Genomic DNA, 22,597 nt, shown 5'->3' on the forward strand with positions numbered 1-22,597 from the left:
AGGATTAAACGACAAGAAAAGCAATAGTCAATGAGCAATGAGGGGAAAGAGCACAGAATAAAGCACTAAAGAATTAGCTAATGTTTAATTCAAGTTACTTAAATAAGCGGGAAAATACTCTGACAGCCCCTTATAAACTAAATCAAATTACTTTATGAAATATCAAGAAGAAGTTTAAATAGCAATAAAGGGTTATAGGCACTTAATTACAGTTACCTCTTTATTTTTGATGCTGATGCCTATACCTGCCACATTAACTGACTAAATTACCACCTCTTGAGCAAGTAAATAACTCAAATAAGGTAACAAATAATATATGCGCGGAGGAGGTTTGAAAATACTAAATGCAATAAAGATGAAAATTCAAGGTAGGGCCAAGATAAAAAATAATTCCTAGCCCTTTTACAGTAAAACTTTAGTTTAGATGTAACACTCAACATAATACCTCAGAGATAAGTTTAAGCGTATACGTTTAAATATAACTCTATTGTTCTATGTTTTTTATAAATAAAATCCTATTTAAGATTAATTTATCGTACTACTATCATTAGCGACTAATTGCAAAATGCTTTTGGTATTTAGTATTTTTACTGTAATTAATCAGCTCAGAATAAAATGCAGTATTTTGACCAAAAGCCTGCGTGCAAGTCTGTTGAGCTAAAATATCATAATCGGCATTTACCTCTAATATTAGAGGACCATTTTCGGTCAAAGCAATATCCCAACCCAATGATTTAAGGTTTGGAAACTGTAAAGCTGCTTTTTTAACAATATTAATAATTTCATCCCAATATGGAACCGTTAGACCAGAAAAGGCAACGCCTGTATTTGGGTGCTCTGAATATAGATTTTTACAATAGTCGATACCTAGTGAACTTAATTCTCCAGTCTCAATATTAACATTTACGCCTATCCCCCCAGATTTCCCAGACCAATTATCGACCTTACGGCCATTCCTGCCAATGCGCAAATAGGCTGAATTGATAATCGCTTCACCTGCTTTTGAAAGTAATGAATCTACTCTTACTGTATTTACTGACTCAGGATAAATGCTCTGGTTAAATGAATGCTGCTGTATCTTTTCTTCAATTAAATAACTGCAAGCCGATTCAGAGAATATTTTTTCTAATAACTCTGCTGAAGTATAAGTAATGCCCGAAATTTCAAATTTTTTTAGAGCATCGGTATTAATATTAATTACATTAACACCAGCACCCTGGGATGAGTCAATTACAGGCTTAATAACAATCGCACGCGCAATAATAGAGTCTAAAACATCTTTAGCATTTGCATCATTTAGGCCTATTGACTCATTTTTACCCATATTATGAGAAATCACATTTATTAACTTGGCTGTTGGTATATTAGAATCAGCCATTAACTTATGAAATAAAAACTTATCATCAGCAAATACTGTATACCTGCAATCATTTAAGTATTTTTGTCTAAAGTCACCAAAAAGTAACCCGGTTGAATATAACTTAACTTCGTCTAAGCTTTTGCCTTTTTTGTATCCATCATATTTAAAATAATTATGGGGCCAATATTTTATCGCTCGCGCTAATAAGTAAAGCTCTTTAATTTGCTGTAATAATGGCTTTCTTTCTTTATCGTGAAGCATTTTTACAACAAATTCATTATAGAGGTAGGCCACCCTATCTTTATTAATAACATTAAACATACTAACTTCCTTTTTTAGCTTTAAATTTTTCACTTAATAAAAGTATTAAGTACTTTGTATTTGTTTTTAAATAGCGCTTCCACATCCTTCCTGGCTCTTGTATTACTCTATAGAGCCATTCTAATCCTGCTTTTTGCATCCACTGTGGTGCACGCTTTACTTTACCGGCAACCACATCAAATGTGCCGCCTACCCCCATAACAAAATCGACGCCAAGTTTGTTTTGCCATTTATTAATAAAATTTTCTTTTTTAGGCGAGGTAATTGCAACAAATAATAACTTAGCGCCAGACTCCCGTATTTTAGTGACCACTGCTTCCTCATCATCCCAAAAGTAGCCATCGTTATAACCCGCGATTGTTAGATTAGGATTTAACGCTGTCACTTTATCAACAGTTTTAGTAACGACCTCTTCGGTAGCACCAAGTAAAAAAACAGGGAAATCTCGGTTGGCACTCATGGCTAACAGCTCATGGAATAAATCAACACCAGCAACACGCTCTGGTACATTGTGCCCTAAAAAACGTGCGCCAAATACAACACCCATACCATCAATATTTATTAAATCGCACGCTTTAACTGAATCAGCTAAAACAAGATCTTTTTGCATATTTACAATTTTTGCCACATTAACCACTACATGCTGCAAAAATTGCTTTTGTTCAATTCTACTTTCAATAAAAGAAACAGTTTCTTCCATTGATGCTATATCCATAGGCGCTTTTAGAAATTCAATTCGTTTCATTTTTATATCCGTTTTAAAAAGTGGTTCAGCTTCTACTTTGTTGACTATTTTTTTGACTATGAAAGTAAGCAAATGAATAATAAACCCACGCTTGGGTCCAACGTATGTAGTTTATTTTATTAGTAAAAAGCTTGTTTTTTTGATAAATAAAACGCTGCTCTTTTGATAGGTACAGTGTTCCAATAGAGCGGTTTATTATTTTTTCAGCCATAGCAAAATCTTCAGCTGTTTTACCTACTTTTAATAACGTAAAAATAGCTTGCGAAACACTATGCATGTCTAATGGATAACGGTTATTATTATAATATTTAGCGGTACCGTCTGCTTCGAATAGATGCTCTTTGTAATATTGTAAACCTAGCTTAATAGACTCTTCAAATTCATCTGTATTTAGAGTGTCACTTAATAAGCGTAATGCTTCTAAATTGTAGCCAGTGTGAAAGCCATCTATAAACTGATGATGGTGGCGAGCGCCATAAACCCAAGAGCCATCAGCTCCCTGACCTTTTACTGACTGACGCGCAGCATTTAAAGCAAGCTGCTTATAATGTTCATTGCTTGTAAGTGTAGCCACTTTTGCTACCCATGCAGCACCCCATAGACTTGCGTTATGTACAAATGTATTTTCACCTGGTATGTAGCCAAAAAACTGTTTATCATCACTTTCTTTGTATAAAGTTTTAACAATAAAATGAGCACTATCAAGCGCTGGTTCTCTATATTTATTTTCGCAGGTCACTTCACTTAATGCGTATAAAGCTTGTGCCACATAAATAGTAGTAATAACGTTGGGCTTACCCTTTGGCACAAAAAAAGCGCGTGCATTCCAGTCAAAATGATATCCCCAACAACTATGTTGCCAAGTAGCTTTATCGCTTTGCTGGGTAAGCAACCAGTCAGCAAGTTCTTTGGCTTCATCTAAATATATTTTCTCATTTGTTGCTTTATAGTCTTCCAATAAACCTAAAATAAATAAACCAATACCTTTTGGGTTTCGCATTTTAGGTACACCCAATAAAGGCCTAATATTTATTGCTAATCGCTTATTAAGTTGAATAAATGCGAGGCCAAATATGCCAGTTTTTAGTTTTGGGAAAAAGTTAAATAGATGGCTATTCAGCCCATCAAATGGGTCCTGACCTGCATAACTACTTTCCTGCGCAGACTTTAAAATTTGCTTTTTACATTCAGATAAATTTTGGTTCATTTAAATAGCACCTAAATCTTTGTAAATTTTTATTATTTGAGGAACAACCGTATTTGGACTGAAGTTTTCTAAATACTTTATAAAAGCCTTGTTTTGCATGCTTTCAACTTTTTCTGGTGATTCAATAGAAAAGAGCATTGCCTTAACTAACGCATTTGTGTCACCTGCATCAATTAATATACCTTCCTCATTAGATGTAATTGCATCGGGTATACCACCGGCTTTAGAAGCTATTATTGGGACTTTGCATGACATTGCTTCAAGAACACCCATAGGAAAACCTTCGTTGTAACTTGGAAGTACATATGAGTTCACTTTTTTCAAAATCTCAAGCTTTTCATTTCCAGAAATCCAGCCCAAAAATTTCACTTCATTTTGAATACTTAAATCATGAACAATTTGTTTATACTTATTTAAATCACCATCACCGCCAAGCAAAAGTCTGGCGTTTGGATGTAACTTTAAAACTCGAGAAAAAGCAGATATAAGATCAGCTACTCCTTTTCGCTCTCCTAGGCGACCCAAAAAAATAAAGTTAAAATGTTTTTCTATTTTTGTTTCAAATATAGGAAGCTCAGGTACTGCATTATAGACCACAAGACCTTTACTTTTATCTAACAAAATAGAGTCAATCCAATCTAACCATTGTGTAGATAGTACAATGACTCTATCAGCCATATTAAAGGTGTTTTTAATATGATTTTTTTTAGCATCATCACATTCATTATTATAAAACTCCTTAAACTCAGCGCCATGAAGGTGTATTATAATTTTCACTTTAAAAAAGCAAACAATACGGGTCAAGATAGACTTTCTTTTATAGCTACCTCTTGAAGCTAAATGAATATGAACTAGAGTAATATTAAAAAAAACTAAATTGTATAATAATTTTAAAATACAAAAAGAAAATGTGACCAGTTGAAAAAACAAATTAAAATTATTATAGCTACTATGACTAGTTATCAACTTTGTATTCGTATCTTTATAAAAGCCAGCCTCATCTAAAACTTTTAGAACACTTGAAACTCCACCTTTACCCTTTATATCAGTGGCTATTGTTAAATTGTACTTCTTATTCAATTAAACTCTCCAAAATACTCTACTAATTATTTGTTGTAAGCTTTGCATAAAAATCTGAGAGTTTCTTAGCTACTACATCATCTTTAAAACACTCTAAAAACTTACCCCGGGCAGCCTTTCCAAATTGGATTCGCTTGCCTATATTATGTGTGAGCTCATTCAATGCATCAGAAATTTGCTCTATGTTACCTGGTTGCACTAACAAACCATGAACATTGTGTGTAATTGCATCTTCTACTGCACCTACGGGTGTTGTTATAACAGGCAAGCCTACGGACATAGCTTCAAGAATACTCATAGGTAGGCCTTCAGCATAACTTGGCAGCACTACAACATCTGTTCGCGCTAACAAATCAAGCTTTTCCTCTTTGTTAATCCATCCCAAGAATTCTACCTTTTCAGAAATGCCAAGTTCGCTGCATAGTACAGCCAAGCATTCAACATCACCGTTACCCGCAACTAGCAATCGCGCATTTTTGTTTTCTGCTTTTGCAAATGCATGTATTAAATCTTTAACCCCTTTTCGAGAACTAAGCTCGCCCATAAATGTAAAATTACAGGTATTATGATGTGATTTCTTTAATAGCAATTCAGGTACAGGGTTATATAGTACTTCCCACTTTGCCCCCATAACCTGGCCTAATGTTTGCTTCCAGTAACTACCTAAACATAATCGAAGGTCATAAAGATTAAAAATATAATCCATATACGCTCTTTTAATACCTGTTGCACCTTTATAGTATGAATCAAGGTTAGCGGCGTGGTTTTGATATATAGTTGGTATTTTAAAAAGCTTTAACCAAAGTGCATAATAGCTTTTACGGAGCACACTTCCGCCATGAATATGAGCCACCTCATACCTATTAAAAATTAATAGAAAGGGAAAAGAAATAAAAGCAAACAACGTACTTATAAATTTCCTAACATTGCCCCCTGGTCTATTCGTAAAAAAATAGCTAATTTGATGCTTTGAGTTTAAAAATTCATTATCCATAAAGGTGCTAACAACACTAGCTACACCACCTGCCCCTTTATTTGACACACTAATTACCAATACTTTACTCTTCAATTTAATTCCTCACATTTTAACAGTTCTATTTTCAGAGAACTTTTTTTCTAGCCCACCTAAAGCTGACTGCAATCCATCAATACCAAATAATGTATTGATTTCAATAACTACAATTCCATCATTTGTTACCGCAATATCCCAGCCAGTTAAATTCAAAATTATATTTTCATTAGCAAGTTCTAATATTTCATTCTGAATATTTAACCAATTAGGAATTTTTAAATTTTTAAATTTAAAACCAGAGTCTGGATGTTCATAAAAACGCTCTAAACCATATTCTTGTGTCGCATAATCTCTAAAAGCGTGACCGGTTAATAAATCAATACCTATAACAAGGCCTCCTGCAGATGTATTGTCTATTTCGCTCCCCTTCGACCCCATCCTAAGCGTTGTAGCTATTATCTCTACTTGCCCTTGAGTATTTCTTTTTGTAATAACTCTAAGTGTGTTTACACTGTGAGCATAGACGGCTTCGATATCCAAATGCTGTGAAATAGCTTCTTCTATAACAAAATCACCTTTCAACCTACTAACATAATCAAAGTTTAACTCTAAATCAGAGCCTTTAATTTTATAAACATCGTCTTGCTTTTTAGCAATTAAAATTCCGCTACCCCCGCGCCCATTTGCAGGTTTAATAAATAGCTTAGCACTATGGGAGGAGCTTAATAACTCTTCAAAACTATCGTTATTTAGTGCAATACCTTTTGAATTAAAAATGTAGCGAGTCTTTTTCTTAGCTATGACATTTGCCGTTGGGAAGTTCATTCCATCAAATAAAACGTCCATTACTATTTTATCTTCTACAATATTGAGTACTGCTTTTGAATCATCATATTGCGGAAATATTACTCGATAAAAATAATAGCTTGGTATAAAATTTTTCATTTCTTCCATACTTAACATGCAATTTTTCGAATAAAAGTCATGATTAAAATACTGGAGTGGATAACACCCCCAGTAATTTTTCAACTCTTTCAATTCAGACTTTATTAAAATTTTGCTTTTTTTATTTATAGATTCCTTATAACGCTGCATATTGCTTTTATACCTAAAGTTGAAGTTAATTAGATATAAACATCTTATTTTCTCAACTAATTTATGCTTAAAAAAAACAAGTAAACTCATTAAAAACCCTTATAAATTGTAAATGCGCGTCCAATATTAATTTTCAATCATTGATTTTGTATTCTTTTACTTTATTAATTGGAGTAAAACCGAAATCACCCTGTAAAAACATCAATATTAATTTACTTCTGATGCACAACAGGTAGTTCATAAATTCATATTACTATCTTAATAAGGTTAAAAATTAACTTCGTAATTAACTATAACTTACATTAATTAAAATCGAGTATTTTCATTACCTACTACTTTAAGTGTTCGCTTTTAACAAACAAAAAAGCTCCTTTTGGTGAAATATTATGAGCACTAAAAATTAAACCATCGTATTGATTACTTTTAGGGAACCTTATTAATGAATGTCGTTTCGTGTTATTTGCGCGTGGCACTGTGAAAACCTCTTCTAACCCATCATCGGTTTTTTTCCATATTGAAACATTATCATTATGCATACCAATACCTAGTGTTTCATGTGCCGTAGCAAAGTACATTTCTTCATTTTTATTTAAATAGCTATAGTACACGGGGCCATTAACAGCACCATAATTAGTCAGCACGTTTTTATTCAAATCGAATGAGTAAATATGATTAGTCTCTATATCAGGGGAATCACTACCCCAGAAAACCTTATTACCAAGGAATTGAAAACTAACGGCTCGATAATCTTGTTTGTTTTTAAATACTTTATTAAAAACCCCATCATGTATAAAACCTAAAAATATTTGCTCACTTGTATCGCCAGTCCCAAGCCAAACATTTCTATCAAAAGGGTTGTAAGCAACAGTATGAATATGCCTTATAAGTCCTCCTGCAAGTGTAGTTGCTACTTCCCATGTAAAGCCTTCATCGGTACTTTTTAATACACTAATCTCATTTTTTTTGTATTTCGTCCGTATTCACCTAGAAAGAGTGTTCCGTCAGGTAGTTGGGTTACACTTTGCGACAAAGTAAGTTTATTACCACCTATCCTCCTGAGTTCTTGAGTACTTTTTGTAAGGCCTGAACTTTTCGACCATGTAAAAATACTTTTACCATAAATAATTAAATGCTTTTTTTGACTTATAACTTTAACTTCAATGCTTTCATGAAAACCAGTTAAGCTACGAACTATTGCAAAACGTGATGCGAATGCTGCCAGCTCAAAAGTAAAAGGAACTGTATATAAACTATTGAACGTTTTACCCAAATCTGTGCTTAAATAAACTTTGGCACCTTTAGATGCATAAATCTCATTAGTAGCGTGGTTATAATCTTGAATAATGTAACCAGGATGAACAAGGTAATCTATACCTCTTATATTTACAATATGTGCAGGCTTGTCGAGTTCGAAAGAAAACACACCTATTATCCCGACAAAAAATAGAAAAAAGATAATTTGTGATATACGTGAAAAAAACATTACATTCCTTGTTTATTAGATTCATATTAAACTTTATGGCTTTTATGCATTTATACTAATTTTCGATGCTACATATTGCTTGACGTGCCTTACCATTTTTTGTTCTTGGAAGCTCTTCTAACTCTTCAATATTAAATTCAATTGAATTACCAAGCTTAGCTTTAGCGTTATTAATTAAAATTGAACGTTGCTTGTTATCAAATTTACTTTGATCAACTACTACTCTGATATCAATTTTATTTTTTTCCTTTTGGACAAATTGTGTTGCCAATAATCCACTCACCCCTTTAGGTATATGATTCAATATATGTACTTTTTGTCCATCATCCCCAATTAAGTAATCCCCAACTCTACCTTCAATAGAATCAATAATTGGGAATATACGCCCACATGGACAAGTTACTTCCTCAGACAATACAACATGATCGCCTGTTTTATAGCGTATTAGCGGATAAAGCGAATTGTTAAAATTAGTACCTATAATTTCGGCTCTATCTCGTCCGTCTTCAGTTTTTCCTGCAGGGACTAATTCTACATAGGAATAGTCTGTTAATATGTGATAACGGCCATGTTCACAGCTTGCAATAGCGGCGACTCTTTCAAATAGCCCGTACCAGTCAAATACTGTACATTTGAACCTTTTTTCAATAAGCAACTTATCTTCTTTCGATAATGATTCAGAAGAGGTAATAATTGACTTTAAATCACCTGGGTAATAGGCATCATTAACCTCTAAATATTTTGCAAGTGTAACAATAGAAGATGGGTATGCTTGAATAGCTTGCACACCATAGTTTTGCATTGCGGTTAAATAACTATCTAAGTTTTTTTGTGCTAAATGAAATGAAGATAACAAAATCATGTTTTCAAAATACGAGTAACGCCAAAACGGACCTTCTTTTTGATCCTGTGGCACAATCATATCTCCTCGTAGCCATGCTCGTTTATCATTAGACCCAACTCCAGCCCAATGCATCATACGATTTATAAAAGCTTGCTCAGCAACTACAGATTGCATATTTTGCGGGATTGTTAAAGGAGCACCTGTAGTGCCACTGGTAGACCCTTTTACAACTACGCCTGACTTACTAGGCGATAAAAACTTACTTTTATTACGATTTACCTCAGCCTTATCTATATAAGGAAAAGTATTAATATCATCAGTAAAGCGTCGATAAAAAGCGATACTATTTTGCGCTTCAGTCAATACCGTAGTGAGAGTTTTACTTTGATACTGCTTTAACACTTCTGAGTTATAATCATGAGAAATCAGTTCTTTTGTAAGTCGTTCACTCTCTTTATTTTCTCTAAGTTTTTTTCGTATAAACGCTCTTGAGCTTAATAAAAAATTTTGGATAAAAATAGGACTCAGCTTATATAATCTGCTTGAAAACATTAATAGTAATCCTTTGGTTCAATATTTGATTTTATTATTTTCCCTGGTATGCCTGCAACTAGACTATTATCAGAAATATTTTTGACTACAACACAATTAGCACCAATAACACAATTATCACCTATAGTGATTTCACCTAAAATTTTTGCGCCTGTCGCGATAAAGCAATGATCACCAATTACAGGAACATTTACTGACTTAGATTTACCACCAATAGTAACGTTTGAACCTATTACACAGTTTTTACCAATAACAGATCTTTTATGTATTACAACCCCGATCCCACCATATGCAAATATAGTGTTAGTACCAATACTAGTTTCAGAAAAAACAGCTGAGTTATGTATAATCCGAATAAAAATATTAAAAATCTTTGGTAACAAAGGAATTCCAAGTCTGTGTAAATAATTACCTATATAATAAAGCTTCATTTTTATTTCCTATTGTCCTGTAGAGATACATGGCGCTAAATAAAAAAATTAAAGCAGGGGTTTTCGTCGTTAAAGCATTATTGGTCAGTGACACCATAATAAATATAATTAGTGCGACATTTACTCCCATATTTCTTTTTGTTAGCAACTTTATCGGAACCATATAACAGCTTACAAAAAGTAAAAAAGCACCTATTGTTCCAAAACTTACTATCCAACCTATGAAATAATTTTCAATGACATCTACCTCAATAAAAAATTTAATATTATCCATAAGTGAAGATGATGCACCAAAAACCCACTCCATAGGACTTAGCTGATCAAAAATTAAAAAAACATCAAAACGAGCCTGAGCACTGCCATCGATATGAAGCTTACTAAGTATACGGGATCCAATTGGAGTGAAAGTGATTACTAATATTGTAAAAATGGATACAAAAAAAGCGAGGGCCTGAATTACGGCAAAGCGCATTTTTGATATTTTAATACCGAATGAAATAAACGATGGGATTTTTGGCATTACGAGTAAAAACATACCTAAAAGAAATATCCCCGTAGCTCCCCTGCCACCAAAGGCAAACAATGCTAAAATAACAACGGTGAAATAAATCAAGTAAGGTATTCGAGTGTAACTCATCAATATAGGTGCAAGTGCAGCAGTAATTAAAGCATTATTTAAAGGATGTGTTAATAGAGCTGTCGACCTAAAGTGACTAAAATTTGCAATCTCAACCGACATTAATGTACTACCTAATATAAATTCTAAAATAGCAATTAATGAATTAATAAAGAGTAGATATGCCAACAATCTTAATAGCTTATTTTTATAAATATTACTTAATTGACTTAATAAATAAACAGCCAACAGCGGGGCTGCCATAGTGTCAACTAAATAAGCCATACCTGATGTACCAAACCTAAATAAACCATAGATTATAACTATAACAATACTTAATACACTTATAAGCCAGGCACCTCTAAGTTCTTTAAGATTTTTTAAAGGTGACCCCCCCCCCTTTCTTAGAGTAAAAAAAGCAAAGGTTAATATTAAAATATAAGTTGAAACATGTATCTTCATTAAAGGGTTCCCCCCTTCTGATACATATTTTACACCTAGATTCTCAAGTAAGTATCCACCTAAAATAAAGTATGATATAAAAACAAGCAACATCGCCCTATATAAATTTTTACTATTCATTTATTAAATATCCGTATTTTGCATTTTTTGTAGTTAAGCAGCATGAGTATAAGTGAAAATATACATACACCAATAATTACATCAAAAATAACATTTAAAATCGGTATATTCATTACTAAAAAATTATAGACACGAAGCTCAGGTAAAAAGATCGCCATACATATCGTTGAAATAATAATTTTATATACTTGCCTTGGTACGATGTATTTATATCCTTTTTTAATAGATAAAAATAAAGCCACGCTAAATGAGATCAGACTCGCGATAAAAAAAGCACTTGCAGCGCCGATTAAACCGTAAAGAGGTATTAAGGTAATTAATAAAGTAAGGTTAACGACTAAAGAAAGAACACTAATTTTTGGGAGGTACTTGGTATTTAAGGAAAACTGTAAACCATGGTCTATATAATGTGCTTTTAAATTTACAACAAATACTCCTGCACATAAAATATAAATGATTATTGAGCCTTGTGATAAGTATTCTTCACTAAGTAATAGTTGCATTATCGGTTCTGCTAATAGACAAAAACCAACTAATGCTGGTAATGCAATTAAACATAATAAAGTTAAGTACTCGCCATGAGCTTTATATAATTCAGCCTTATTATTAATTTTTTTTGTTAGTTCAGGGTAACTAGGTAAAGCTACAACCATAAAAATAAGTGCACCAATACCAAGTAAAATATTTGAAATAGCGGCGTAAATACCTGTTTGTGCTAAGTTAAGATTATCTGCAATAAAGTAACGATCTAACCGACTTGATATGGCTGCTACCAACCCACTTGCCATTAATGGTAAACCATATGAAAAAATAGCCTGAGCGTCAGCAGTTCTAAGTTTACTTATACTAAACTTTAAATGTTTAAATACGATTGAACCCGCAGCAATATAACTTAAAAATAAGGCACACAATGCAGACAATGTATCAGGATAAAAAAACAACAACCCTCCTGTAAATACAATAGACATTATGGATTGAGTTAGTACAGCCATCCTATATTGATTTAAACGCTCCATAACTCGTGCTAATTCTAAATAGAACAGATAAAAAGCTTTCGTTAAAAATAGTAAAAATGTAGCTGTAAAAGTGTAAAACGTTAATAAATCAGTTAAATACAAACCTAAAATGACTAATGCTACTGCAGGTAACGTGCAGCAAAAAATGATTGAAGTCGCTATAGCGGCAAAGTGCTCATACTCTTCTTCTTTTTTACTAGGGAGTAAACGCAACATACTAGAATTAATCCACTGTGCTGCCACTGCCCTAACAACTTCTACAGTGAGTAGCATTAGTGCCAACATACCGTATTCCGTCGTCGTTAATAACTTTGTATGTATGCTAATTAAGGCGAAAACACTAATCGCTGCAAAAATTTGTACTGGCGCATATTTGAGTAATGATTTAAGCATTATTGTACTTCATCTAAAATTCTTACATATAAATTACTATATTGGCTAAAAATCGATTTAATATTAAATTTAGTTTCGAGAGCGCGTTTCGAGTAGTCTACGTTATGCTTTAAAACAAGATTATTAATTTTGTCGGGGCTCAACGAGTCTGAGTAATATAAAACCCCCATTTTTTCAAAGAAAGCTTTCTCATCTTCAAGTATGCCAACCTCAGTGGCAACTAGAGGCAGACCAACAGCTAACATCTCTAAAGGAGCTAAGCCAAAAGTCTCTTCGCTAGAAGTAAAAACACCTAAATCAGAATTAAGGTATTGCTCAACAATTTGGGTTTTGTTTAGCTTACCTAAAAAGCTCACTTTTCCTTCTAAGCCCAAAGAAGTCACCTGCTTTTTAAGTTGCTCAGTGTATAGTCTATCGGCGGCTGGCCCGATAATAATTAGAGAAGACCCAAGACCACTTTTGACTAGTTTATTAAACAAAACGATAGAATCTTCGACCCTCTTTCTTGGTGTTAATAATGCACAGGTCACAAGCTTTATTTCTTTTCGTTCACGTTTTATATAGTCAGCTTCAAAATATTTTTGATCAATTGGATTATGAATTACTTTCGATTTGAAGTTATCCTCAAATAGTGCTTGCTCTAACTGCTGGCCTACGACAACTACAAAGTCACTCCGTGTTTTTAAAATTAGCGGAATAACCCTTTCATATAAAAAATTATTCACTAAGCCAACATCTCTACGGGCTATTTTTTTATAACTATGAACTGTAACTACTGTTTTACCTGTAAAGCCGCTTCCAATTAATGAACTCCAAAAATGCGTATGAACTAAATCTGGTTTAAGTAACTTTAATAATTTACGAATATGCCAATTTTGCCAAAGAATACCTGGAATTTTTAAACCCGTTTGTTTACTAGATGCTGGCAACCAAATAAAATCCACATTATCGGCTAAGTTAATAACTTCACCTGTGTAGGATGTTTTACTCTGCGGATCGAGCCCAATGATAGTAAGCTTAAAGCTAGTGTCAGAATGATTAACCAAAAATTCAGCAAACATTTGGCAAACACTGTCTACCCCACCACAATTATCTGTACCCCACTCATAAGTTGAGAGGGGCATAACTAATACTATATGTTGTTTAGGCATAGCTCTTCTTTTTAAAACATACTGCTAAATTTATTATAAATAAAAACTTAATTTGCATGAAGAGCATCCATATAAATTACTTTCATTTAACTTAATGGTAGTCATTTAACTTACATTATCCCACGCGTGTCTATCACAACTTTTGAGGCAAATTCTGTTTTATCTGCTGCTTTAAATTGCTTGTGATCTACTAGCACTACTATAATATTAGCTTGCTCTAATGCTGTTTCTAATGTTGTAAGCTCTACACCTTTTGATGAAAGCTTTTCAGGTAATTCTTGTATATTAGGTTCTACTGCTAAAATTTTACCTACGTTTTGTATGGCTAGCTCTTGTACTATTTGTAGTGCAGGGCTTTCACGCAAGTCGTCAATATCAGCTTTAAATGCAAGCCCTAAACACGCTATAACTGGGCGTTTAAATTCGTCAGCGGCTTTAGCTATTTTACTTATTACGTAATGCGGTTTTGCATCATTTGTTAAACGCGCTTGTTTAATTATTTTTGCTTCGTCTGGGCAGCTAGCAACAATAAACCACGGGTCAACAGCAATACAGTGTCCACCAACACCCGGGCCTGGGTTAAGTATATTTACGCGAGGGTGGCGATTAGCTAATTTAACTAATTCCCATACGTTAATTTTAAGCTTGTCGCAAATTACCGATAGTTCATTAGCAAATGCTATGTTTACATCACGAAATGAGTTTTCTGTTAGTTTTGCCATTTCAGCTGTACGTGCGTTTGTTACGATGCATTCACCACGCACAAATGTTTCATATAATTTTACTGCTTTTTCGCTACACGTTTTACTCATACCACCTATAACACGGTCGTTAGATACCAGCTCTTGTAGTACATAACCTGGTAATACGCGTTCAGGGCAATGTGCGATGTTAATGTCGGCTGCATCGCCTTTATCTTGCGGGAACGATAAATCAGGGCGAGCTTCGCTTAACCATTGTGCCAACTGCTCTGTTGCACCTACTGGTGAAGTTGATTCTAAAATGACTAAATTGCCTTTTTCGAGTACTGGGGCAATAGTTTTGGCTGCAGATTCTATGTAGCTTAGATCTGCTTTATGATCACCGCTTTCGCTATGGATAAATGGTGTAGGTACTGCAACCATAAATACATCCGCTTTTTCTGGAACCGTTGTTGCTCGTAAGTTACCTGTAGAAACAACACCGCGTACAATAATATCTAAATCAGGCTCTACAATATGTATTTCACCAGCGTTAATTGTATCAACCGCTTTTTGATTTACATCTAAACCAATAACGTTGATCCCTCTTGAGGCTATTACAGCTGCTGTTGGTAGTCCTATGTAGCCTAAACCTACTACTGATACTGTTTTAATTGTCATTACAAAATCCTTTAAAAAACTTTTTATTGCACGTTAAAGTGTTGTTTAATTTTTGAAATAATACGCTCACACGCTTTCCCATCACCATATGGATTATGTGCTCGGCTCATTGTTTGGTAATCAGCTTGATTTGTTAGTAGGTTTTTAACTTCATCTATAATTCGATTTTTATCGGTGCCTACTAATTTAACTGTACCTGCAGCAACGGCTTCTGGGCGCTCAGTTGTATCGCGCATTACTAAAACTGGTTTACCTAAGCTTGGCGCTTCTTCTTGTACGCCGCCTGAATCGGTTACTATTATGTGGGCTTTACTCATCAGGTATACAAATGGCAAGTAGTCTTGAGGTTCTATAAGTTGTACGTTTTTAACGTCTTTTAAAATACGATTTACAGGCTCACGTACATTTGGGTTTAAATGCATAGGGTAAAGTACTTGCGCTTCTGGATGAGCTGTTGCTATTTCTGCTAGTGCTTCGCAAATACGTTCAAAACCACCACCAAAACTTTCTCGTCTGTGGCCTGTTACTAAAATTAACTTTTTACTTTCGTCTAATTCTGGAAACTTTGCTTTTAGTGTACTTATTAATACTTCATCTGTTTTTACTTTATCAACAACTTGTAATAGTGCATCTATTACGGTGTTACCCGTTATAACTATGTCGCTTAAATTAACGCCTTCGTTAAGTAAGTTTTGCTGTGAAGTATCTGTTGGCGCAAAGTGAAGTTTTGTAATTGCACCTGTTAATTTACGATTACCTTCTTCTGGCCAAGGAGACCCTAAATTACCTGTGCGTAAGCCAGCTTCTACATGCCCAACCGGAATTTGCTGATAAAAAGCAGCCAGGCTTGCTGAAAGTGTTGTACTTGTATCGCCATGAACAAGTATTAGGTCTGGCTTAAACTCTTCTAAAATAGGTTTTAAACCTAAAAGGATGTTTGTAGTTACATCGTATAAGCTTTGGCCTGGTTTCATTATGTTTAAGTCGTATTCTGGTACAATTTCGAATAAGTCTAAAACTTGGTCTAGCATTTCTCTATGCTGTGCTGTAACGCATACTTTAGCTTCAATACCATCAGCTAAGTTTAATGCTTTTACCAATGGCGCCATTTTAATAGCTTCAGGGCGCGTACCAAAAATACTTAATATTTTAATAGCCATGACTGTCCTTAATTTAAATAATCTAATTTATTAATTACTAAAGGTAAGTAATTCTTTAACTCGCCCAGTGAACTCTTGACCCATATGGCTTGATTGCATTGCATATTCGACATTAGCAAGCATATAACCTAACTTAGAACCACAATCATGTGACTTACCTCTTAGATGGTATGCTTCTAGAGTTTCCAAATGACGTAATTGTAATAATGCATCAGTAAGCTGTATTTCACCGCCCGCACCCGGTGGGGTGTACTCAAGCAAATCCCAAATAGCGGTAGATACAACATAGCGCCCTGTAATAGCTAAATTACTTGGCGCTTCGTCGTTATTAGGTTTTTCGACCATGTTTTTAATAGCAGTATTTTCGCCTGCATTTATTTTTTTACCGGCTAAATCAACCACACCATATTGATGCACTTGCTCTTGAGGCACTGGCTCTACCATTACTTGGTTGAAGCCTGTTTTATCGAATCGGTCGATCATTTGGCTTAAATTATCAGTTTTTGAATTTGATTTATATTTATCGATAATTACATCGGGTAGCATTATCGCAAATGGGTTATTACCAACAATTGGACGCGCTGCTAATACCGCGTGGCCTAAGCCTAGTGGTGCTGATTGGCGCACAGAAATTACCGTTACATCTGTTGGTACTATTGAGCGAACCTCTTCTAGCAGGCTACGTTTTACACGTGCTTCTAGCGTGGCTTCTAGCTCAAAGCTAGTATCAAAGTGATTTTCTATTGAGTTTTTTGAAGCGTGTGTAACCAATACTATTTCTTTTATGCCAGCGGCTACAGCTTCGTTAACTACATATTGAATTAAAGGTTTGTCTACCAGAGGGAGCATTTCTTTAGGGATGGCTTTTGTGGCTGGTAACATACGCGTACCAAGGCCTGCTACAGGTAATACTGCTTTTAAAACTTTCACTTTAATTCCTTTCATTATTTTGCTAACAGCAAAAAAGGGATAACTAAAGCTGAATCCCTTTTAAGCGCTTCACAAGCCTTGTGAGATTGCTATTATACACAACACAATAATGCACTCAATAATTAAAGAGTACTTTTTGATTGTTTTTTTGTTAAATTTATGTTGCATCAAATTCGATTTCATCACACTATTTCAGTACTCCCATACTTTTTGGTGATCTACCTTTTCAAAGCTAGCAATACTATACTAGGCTTAGCTTGTTTGGTTATTTGGAAAAACAGACTTAAAGGAACATTTGTGCGTTTAGGGTTTTGCATTTTATTATTAGTGTCTTTGTTTGTATGCGCACAAGATATGCTTTTGCATTTACGCAATAGCGATATAATTGCGCGCGCTCAAAAACAGTATGGTGATGAGGGCCATAAACGCATTAAAAACTGGTTAAGTTTTATTGATGAATCGGCTGACAAAAGTGAATGGCAAAAAATCCATTTGGTGAATGACTTTTTTAATAAGCACATTAAATACAAAACAGATGATGAGCTTTGGCACCAAAAAGATTATTGGGCCACCCCGCTTGAAAGCTTAGGCGTTGGCATGGGTGATTGTGAAGATTACGTAATTGCCAAATACTTTACGTTAATAGCACTTGGGATTCCCGAAGATAAAGTACGTTTAATGTATGTACGTCAAAAAACAGTTAATCAACCTCACATGGTGCTGATATATATTGAAACTCCTAATCAAATCCCCTTTGTTTTAGGTAACTTTAATACTAAACTACTGCCCGCTAATAAACGCCCTGATTTAACACCTATATATAGTTTTAATGGCCAAGGTTTATGGTTAGCCAAATCAAAAGGGTTAGGCAATAAAGTAAAAAATAGCCGTGGTGTTTCTGCGTGGAACACCATGCTAGAGCGAATTGAACAAGGTGAGCTTGCGCCCGCCAAAAGTGATAAAGGAACACCGAGTTATGTCTCGACTTTTTAAAAATGGATTAAGTTTAAAAACCCAAGTATATGGTCTTATTATATTGATTTCGGTACTTTCGTTTTTTGTACGCGTAATTACTGACGTTGATACCACTCGCCAATACTTACAAACGCAAATGGGTAGCCACGCGCAAGATACAGCAACAAGCTTAGGGCTTTCTATTTCACCCTACCTTGAAGAAGATAGCTTAATGATTGCCCAAACCATGGCAACCGCTATTTTCGACTCAGGTTATTACAAACAAATAAAATTTACTAACGCCGATAGTAACGTGGTATTTAACCTAACAAGCCCAAAACGCGTTGAGTCTGTACCTAATTGGTTTATTACAGCAGTAAAGCTCAACGCCCCTACTATGCAATCAGAATTAAACAATGGCTGGATCATGGCGGGAGTGCTTGAAGTAACAAGCCATGTTGGGCAATCGTATTTAACGCTATGGGAGCATACTAAACGCAGCTTTTATGGTTCTTTATTATTATTAGTAGCGTCGCTTGCTGTAGCATATTTAATATTACGTGCTGTATTTAAACCTTTAAAAGCAGTAGAAAACCAAGCACACTTGGTAACGCGTAAGCGCTTTACATTAAACGACGAAATACCTGTTGCGCGCGAGCTACGTACTGTGACTAAAGCCATTAATAATATGGTAATGAACCTACAAAGCACCTTTGACTCTTTAACAAAGCAAACACAAGCACTTACCGACGAGGTATATGTAGACTCACTCACAGGACTGGGTAACCGCCGTTCGTTTGAAAATCACTTTAACTCAGTGGTTGACACCATTACTAGCGATACTCCAATCACTGCAATGATGATTACTCTCCCCTCACTTGCTAATATTAACCAAACTGTAAGTTACCAAGATGGTGACGAGCACGTACATGATGTAAGCGTTACTTTGCAAAATGTAATTGGTGCTTTAACTAATTCTAAAATATTTAGACTTAACGGTAGTACTTTTATTGCTTTAGCACCATTCGATATGCAATTTTTAAATAGAACACGCCTTGATATAAATGATGCTTTTAGTAAAAAGAAAAACAGCTTACACGTAAATGGTTTTGCTAACTTAGCGTTAGTAAGTGTTGATAAAGGCTCGTCTATTGGGAGTGTACTTTCAGCTCTTGATACTGGCTGTACTATTGGCGATTCGGCTGTAAATAAAGTAGATAAAGATACTTTGTTTAGTGTTAAAGAGTGGCGTTCGCTTATTCAATCAATTATTGCTACTAGTGAAGTTAGTTTTTCGGTGCAGCCAGTTAAACGCACTAACTCACAAAACAAGCAGTGCTACTTTGAGGTGTTTGCTCATTTTACGCATGAAGGCGAAAAGGTTAATAATGGCCATTTATTTGCTATGGCCGAAAAGCTTAACTTAACCGAAGAGTTAGACAAAAAAATAATTCGTAACTTTGTAAACGTTAAAGAGCAATACCCTGACGATACATTCGCATTAAATATTAGTAAAGCTTCGTTGTATTCAACTGACTTTATTGAATGGCTTACTCTTTATGCTCACACTAAACCAATTATTAAAACAAACTTGGTTTTTGAATTGCATGAAATTAGCTTACTTTATAACGTACATGTTGCCTCTTTACATATAGATACAATAAAAGATATTGGCATAAGTGTGTGTGTTGAACACTTTGGCACTAGTTTAACCTCGTTTAGATACTTGCAAGGGTTAGATATAGAATATATAAAAATAGATGGTAGCTATATTCAAGATTTGTTAGATAACACCCAAAGCCAATTTTTTATTCAAACAGTTAATAATATTTGTCATGGCTTTGGTATTAAAGTTTTAGCTTGTTTAATTGAAAAACCTGAAACTTTAAAGGTACTTGAAGGTTTAGGTTGCGATGGCGTACAGGGCAATTTAATAATGCCCCCCTCTAAAATACTAAAAACTAATAATAATGGCGTAAATAAAGAGTTTACTTTTTGCACCGATACGCTAAAATTTTGTAATTAGATAATTTCTTAAAGGGACACAAGATGAAATCACTTTTATTTGCTAGTTTATTTGTTAGCGTATCTGCATTTGCAACGTTTCCAGTTTATGCACAATCAGACAATGATGTAATAGTACAGACTGATAACCTTAATACGTTAATTAATATTTTAAATAATGCATCTGCAGATATACCTTCTGAAGAACTACAAAAAAAATTAGTTGCTGCTATTGAACAACTATGTCAGAACACTGCTCCATTGGATTTAGACTCCCCAATAGCTAATGGAACTTGCTCGCCTGAACAACTTGATATAATAATGAATGCAGTAATTGCCGCAATTGGCGTAGATAGTCCGTTTATTTCAGACTTTTTAGCTGCGTTAGTAACTGCAGGTGTTGATAGCGATGCAGTAACGCTTGCCGCGATTACTGCAGGAGTTGATGCCACAATAGCTTCGGAGGCCACTGCAGCTGGCCCAACTGAGCCTACAGCACCAACTGGCCCTGTAATTGTAAACCTACCAACAACCCCACTACCGCAAGGTGCTGGCGGTACTGGTGGCGATGCAGGTATATCTGAAGTCGGCAACTAACAGTTATCTAAATAATAATAACGCGGCCTTTGGGCTGCGTTTTTATTTTAGACCCATTACTTTAAGCTCCTACCTTTTAGCTCCTTGTTTGAGAATCCTGTGAATCGTTTTATATTTTTTTTACTATGCGCTATTTTATTTTTGCTGCCCTTACCATTAGGGAGCTACCGCCCTTGGGCAATTTTAGCAATGGGGATCTTAATTAGCGCTACCTTTCTCACCCATTTAGTTTACAGCAGTATTAATAACGATCAGCCTTTATACCCACCTTTATATTCTTGGCCCTTATTTACTGTACTCAGTATAGTGGCGGGCGTATGCGCAGTACAAATATTTACCGTAAGTGTTGACCCGTTTCAAACTAAACAAATGCTTATTAAAACAAGTTTTATGATTTTATTTTGTTGGCTTGTACTTATTTATTGCAATAGCGAAAAGCGTATTAAAAATTTAATATATGCAATTATAAGTGCCGGCGTGTTTCAAGCTTTATATGCTACTTATTTAAACCTGTCACCAGATATAATTAGCCCGTTATTTGGCTATAAACATACCGACCGTGCTATTGGTACGTTTACTTACTCTAACTTTTTGGCTAACTTTTTAGCTTTATGTTTATGTCTAGGTATTGGGGTTTTAGTTAGCGAATTAAAGCGTTCTACTAGCGATTACAAACAAACATTAAAACAAACACTTCGGGCGTGGACTGAAATACTTTTAAGCTCAAAAATAATTTTACGTATTTCGTTAATTATTATTATTGTTGCGTTAATTTTAACGCGTAGCCGTATGGGTAACTCTGCATTTTTTATTGCATTAATGGCTGTTAGCTTACTCGCATTTTTTATTTACAGGCAAAAACCTAAAGCGTTTAAACTACTTATAGTTAGTTTTTTTATAATCGATTTAATTATTATAGGCGCTATATTTGATGTAGAAAAAGTAAAACAACGTATTAGTGAAACCAGTATTTCATCAGAAACCCGTGACGAGGTTGTACGTGATTCAATACCCCTCACTTTAGATAAACCTTTGTTGGGCTCTGGTGGTGGTACATTTTATACTGCGTTTCCGGCGTATCAGTCTGAGCCTTATTCAGGTTACTACGATAATGCCCATAACGATTACGTACAGTTTGCAGTAGAGCTGGGTATACCCACTACAGCCGCACTGGGCTCACTTATACTCTATTGTTTGTGGTTATGCATTACGACTATGCGAAAACGTAAAACAGCGCTGTTTCAGGGTGTTGCCTTTGGTTGTGCCATTGCAATTATTGATATGCTGCTACACTCGTTGGTAGATTACTCTTTACAAGCGGGTGCAAACTCTATGTTGTTTATGACTGTTTTATGCTTGGCAATATTAAGTAGTAAATTACCCGCGTCTAAACGAAGCCGAAAAGAGCATGGTTAAATACAAAGCTAAGTAATTACCTAATATAGTGATTAGAGGCTGCGCTTCTCACGCGAGCAAGCTCTGCTTCTACCGCCGAGGTTCAATTTACGGTTAACTTGTTAGCGTGACAAGCAAAGCCTGTAATAAGTAATTTATGCACTAAGAGGTTAAGAGGCGCTGCGCTTTTAGAGAAGAAAATAAAAACCAAACGCAGTTTTTATTAGTATTATGTCTTCTCATTTACTCCTCTTTCGCTTCTCTTTGTGCAAATAGATCTTTAGCTTATTTTTAAATAAATTAAGCGT

At 34.8% G+C, this 22,597-nt stretch carries 20 protein-coding genes; 4 read left to right on the top strand and 16 right to left on the bottom strand.

Features of this window, described 5'->3' with window-relative positions:
* Positions 1 to 547 precede the first annotated feature (547 nt).
* From I6E85_RS04715 to galU, 16 genes are all read right to left on the bottom strand, one after another.
* Positions 548 to 1,681 carry a sugar-transfer associated ATP-grasp domain-containing protein gene (locus I6E85_RS04715; RefSeq protein ID WP_197236648.1) on the bottom strand — a complete coding sequence of 378 codons (1,134 nt, stop codon included), beginning with the start codon at positions 1,679 to 1,681 and terminating at the stop codon, positions 548 to 550.
* 1 nt (position 1,682) lies between these two features.
* On the bottom strand, positions 1,683 to 2,426 hold the full coding sequence (locus I6E85_RS04720; protein WP_197236649.1) for a WecB/TagA/CpsF family glycosyltransferase: 744 nt from the start codon (positions 2,424 to 2,426) through the stop codon (positions 1,683 to 1,685).
* A 25-nt stretch (positions 2,427 to 2,451) separates the two neighbouring features.
* Positions 2,452 to 3,633, bottom strand: coding sequence for an aspartate-semialdehyde dehydrogenase (locus I6E85_RS04725; protein ID WP_197236650.1), 1,182 nt, complete (start codon positions 3,631 to 3,633; stop codon positions 2,452 to 2,454).
* On the bottom strand, positions 3,634 to 4,713 hold the full coding sequence (locus I6E85_RS04730) for a glycosyltransferase family 4 protein (RefSeq protein ID WP_197236651.1): 1,080 nt from the start codon (positions 4,711 to 4,713) through the stop codon (positions 3,634 to 3,636). It abuts the gene before it with no gap.
* A 22-nt stretch (positions 4,714 to 4,735) separates the two neighbouring features.
* Positions 4,736 to 5,782, bottom strand: coding sequence for a glycosyltransferase family 4 protein (locus tag I6E85_RS04735; protein WP_197236652.1), 1,047 nt, complete (start codon positions 5,780 to 5,782; stop codon positions 4,736 to 4,738).
* 9 nt (positions 5,783 to 5,791) lie between these two features.
* Positions 5,792 to 6,910, bottom strand: coding sequence for a sugar-transfer associated ATP-grasp domain-containing protein (locus I6E85_RS04740; RefSeq protein WP_197236653.1), 1,119 nt, complete (start codon positions 6,908 to 6,910; stop codon positions 5,792 to 5,794).
* A gap of 242 nt (positions 6,911 to 7,152) precedes the next feature.
* Positions 7,153 to 7,461, bottom strand: a complete 309-nt coding sequence (locus I6E85_RS04745) for a hypothetical protein (protein WP_197236654.1) — start codon at positions 7,459 to 7,461, stop codon at positions 7,153 to 7,155.
* Between the two features lie 299 nt (positions 7,462 to 7,760).
* Positions 7,761 to 8,303 carry a hypothetical protein gene (locus I6E85_RS04750; RefSeq protein WP_197236655.1) on the bottom strand — a complete coding sequence of 181 codons (543 nt, stop codon included), beginning with the start codon at positions 8,301 to 8,303 and terminating at the stop codon, positions 7,761 to 7,763.
* Between the two features lie 55 nt (positions 8,304 to 8,358).
* Positions 8,359 to 9,699: a phenylacetate--CoA ligase family protein gene (locus I6E85_RS04755; protein ID WP_197236656.1), complete on the bottom strand. Its 1,341-nt coding sequence runs from the start codon at positions 9,697 to 9,699 to the stop codon at positions 8,359 to 8,361.
* The gene (locus tag I6E85_RS04760) at positions 9,699 to 10,130 is read right to left on the bottom strand and encodes a serine O-acetyltransferase (protein WP_197236657.1); all 432 of its coding nucleotides are present in this window, start codon (positions 10,128 to 10,130) and stop codon (positions 9,699 to 9,701) included. Before I6E85_RS04760 ends, I6E85_RS04755 begins: the two co-directional genes overlap by 1 nt.
* Positions 10,108 to 11,328, bottom strand: a complete 1,221-nt coding sequence (locus I6E85_RS04765) for a VpsF family polysaccharide biosynthesis protein (protein WP_197236658.1) — start codon at positions 11,326 to 11,328, stop codon at positions 10,108 to 10,110. The genes I6E85_RS04760 and I6E85_RS04765 overlap by 23 nt, the downstream gene beginning before the upstream one ends.
* Positions 11,325 to 12,737 carry a lipopolysaccharide biosynthesis protein gene (locus tag I6E85_RS04770; protein ID WP_197236659.1) on the bottom strand — a complete coding sequence of 471 codons (1,413 nt, stop codon included), beginning with the start codon at positions 12,735 to 12,737 and terminating at the stop codon, positions 11,325 to 11,327. The genes I6E85_RS04765 and I6E85_RS04770 overlap by 4 nt, the downstream gene beginning before the upstream one ends.
* A complete protein-coding gene (locus I6E85_RS04775; protein ID WP_197236660.1) occupies positions 12,737 to 13,888 on the bottom strand; it encodes a VpsD family glycosyltransferase in 1,152 nt (383 codons plus the stop codon). Before I6E85_RS04775 ends, I6E85_RS04770 begins: the two co-directional genes overlap by 1 nt.
* Before the next feature lie 110 nt (positions 13,889 to 13,998).
* Positions 13,999 to 15,249 carry a UDP-N-acetyl-D-mannosamine dehydrogenase gene (wecC, locus tag I6E85_RS04780; protein WP_197236661.1) on the bottom strand — a complete coding sequence of 417 codons (1,251 nt, stop codon included), beginning with the start codon at positions 15,247 to 15,249 and terminating at the stop codon, positions 13,999 to 14,001.
* 23 nt (positions 15,250 to 15,272) lie between these two features.
* Complete coding sequence (wecB, locus tag I6E85_RS04785; RefSeq protein ID WP_197236662.1) at positions 15,273 to 16,409, bottom strand: non-hydrolyzing UDP-N-acetylglucosamine 2-epimerase; 1,137 nt, start codon at positions 16,407 to 16,409, stop codon at positions 15,273 to 15,275.
* A gap of 30 nt (positions 16,410 to 16,439) precedes the next feature.
* Positions 16,440 to 17,339: a UTP--glucose-1-phosphate uridylyltransferase GalU gene (gene galU, locus I6E85_RS04790; protein ID WP_197236663.1), complete on the bottom strand. Its 900-nt coding sequence runs from the start codon at positions 17,337 to 17,339 to the stop codon at positions 16,440 to 16,442.
* Between the two features lie 297 nt (positions 17,340 to 17,636).
* Here galU and I6E85_RS04795 point away from each other — a divergent pair, with 297 nt between their 5' ends.
* From I6E85_RS04795 to I6E85_RS04810, 4 genes are all read left to right on the top strand, one after another.
* Entirely contained in the window at positions 17,637 to 18,332 is a 696-nt protein-coding gene (locus I6E85_RS04795; RefSeq protein WP_024590376.1) for a transglutaminase-like cysteine peptidase, read from the top strand.
* Entirely contained in the window at positions 18,316 to 20,319 is a 2,004-nt protein-coding gene (locus tag I6E85_RS04800; protein WP_197236664.1) for an EAL domain-containing protein, read from the top strand. The genes I6E85_RS04795 and I6E85_RS04800 overlap by 17 nt, the downstream gene beginning before the upstream one ends.
* Positions 20,320 to 20,342: 23 nt before the next feature.
* Entirely contained in the window at positions 20,343 to 20,894 is a 552-nt protein-coding gene (locus I6E85_RS04805; RefSeq protein ID WP_169060106.1) for a hypothetical protein, read from the top strand.
* A 99-nt stretch (positions 20,895 to 20,993) separates the two neighbouring features.
* On the top strand, positions 20,994 to 22,310 hold the full coding sequence (locus I6E85_RS04810) for an O-antigen ligase (RefSeq protein WP_197236665.1): 1,317 nt from the start codon (positions 20,994 to 20,996) through the stop codon (positions 22,308 to 22,310).
* Positions 22,311 to 22,597: the final 287 nt, after the last annotated feature.

This window comes from Pseudoalteromonas sp. NZS71 (assembly GCF_015864715.1).
GTDB lineage: Bacteria > Pseudomonadota > Gammaproteobacteria > Enterobacterales > Alteromonadaceae > Pseudoalteromonas > Pseudoalteromonas arctica.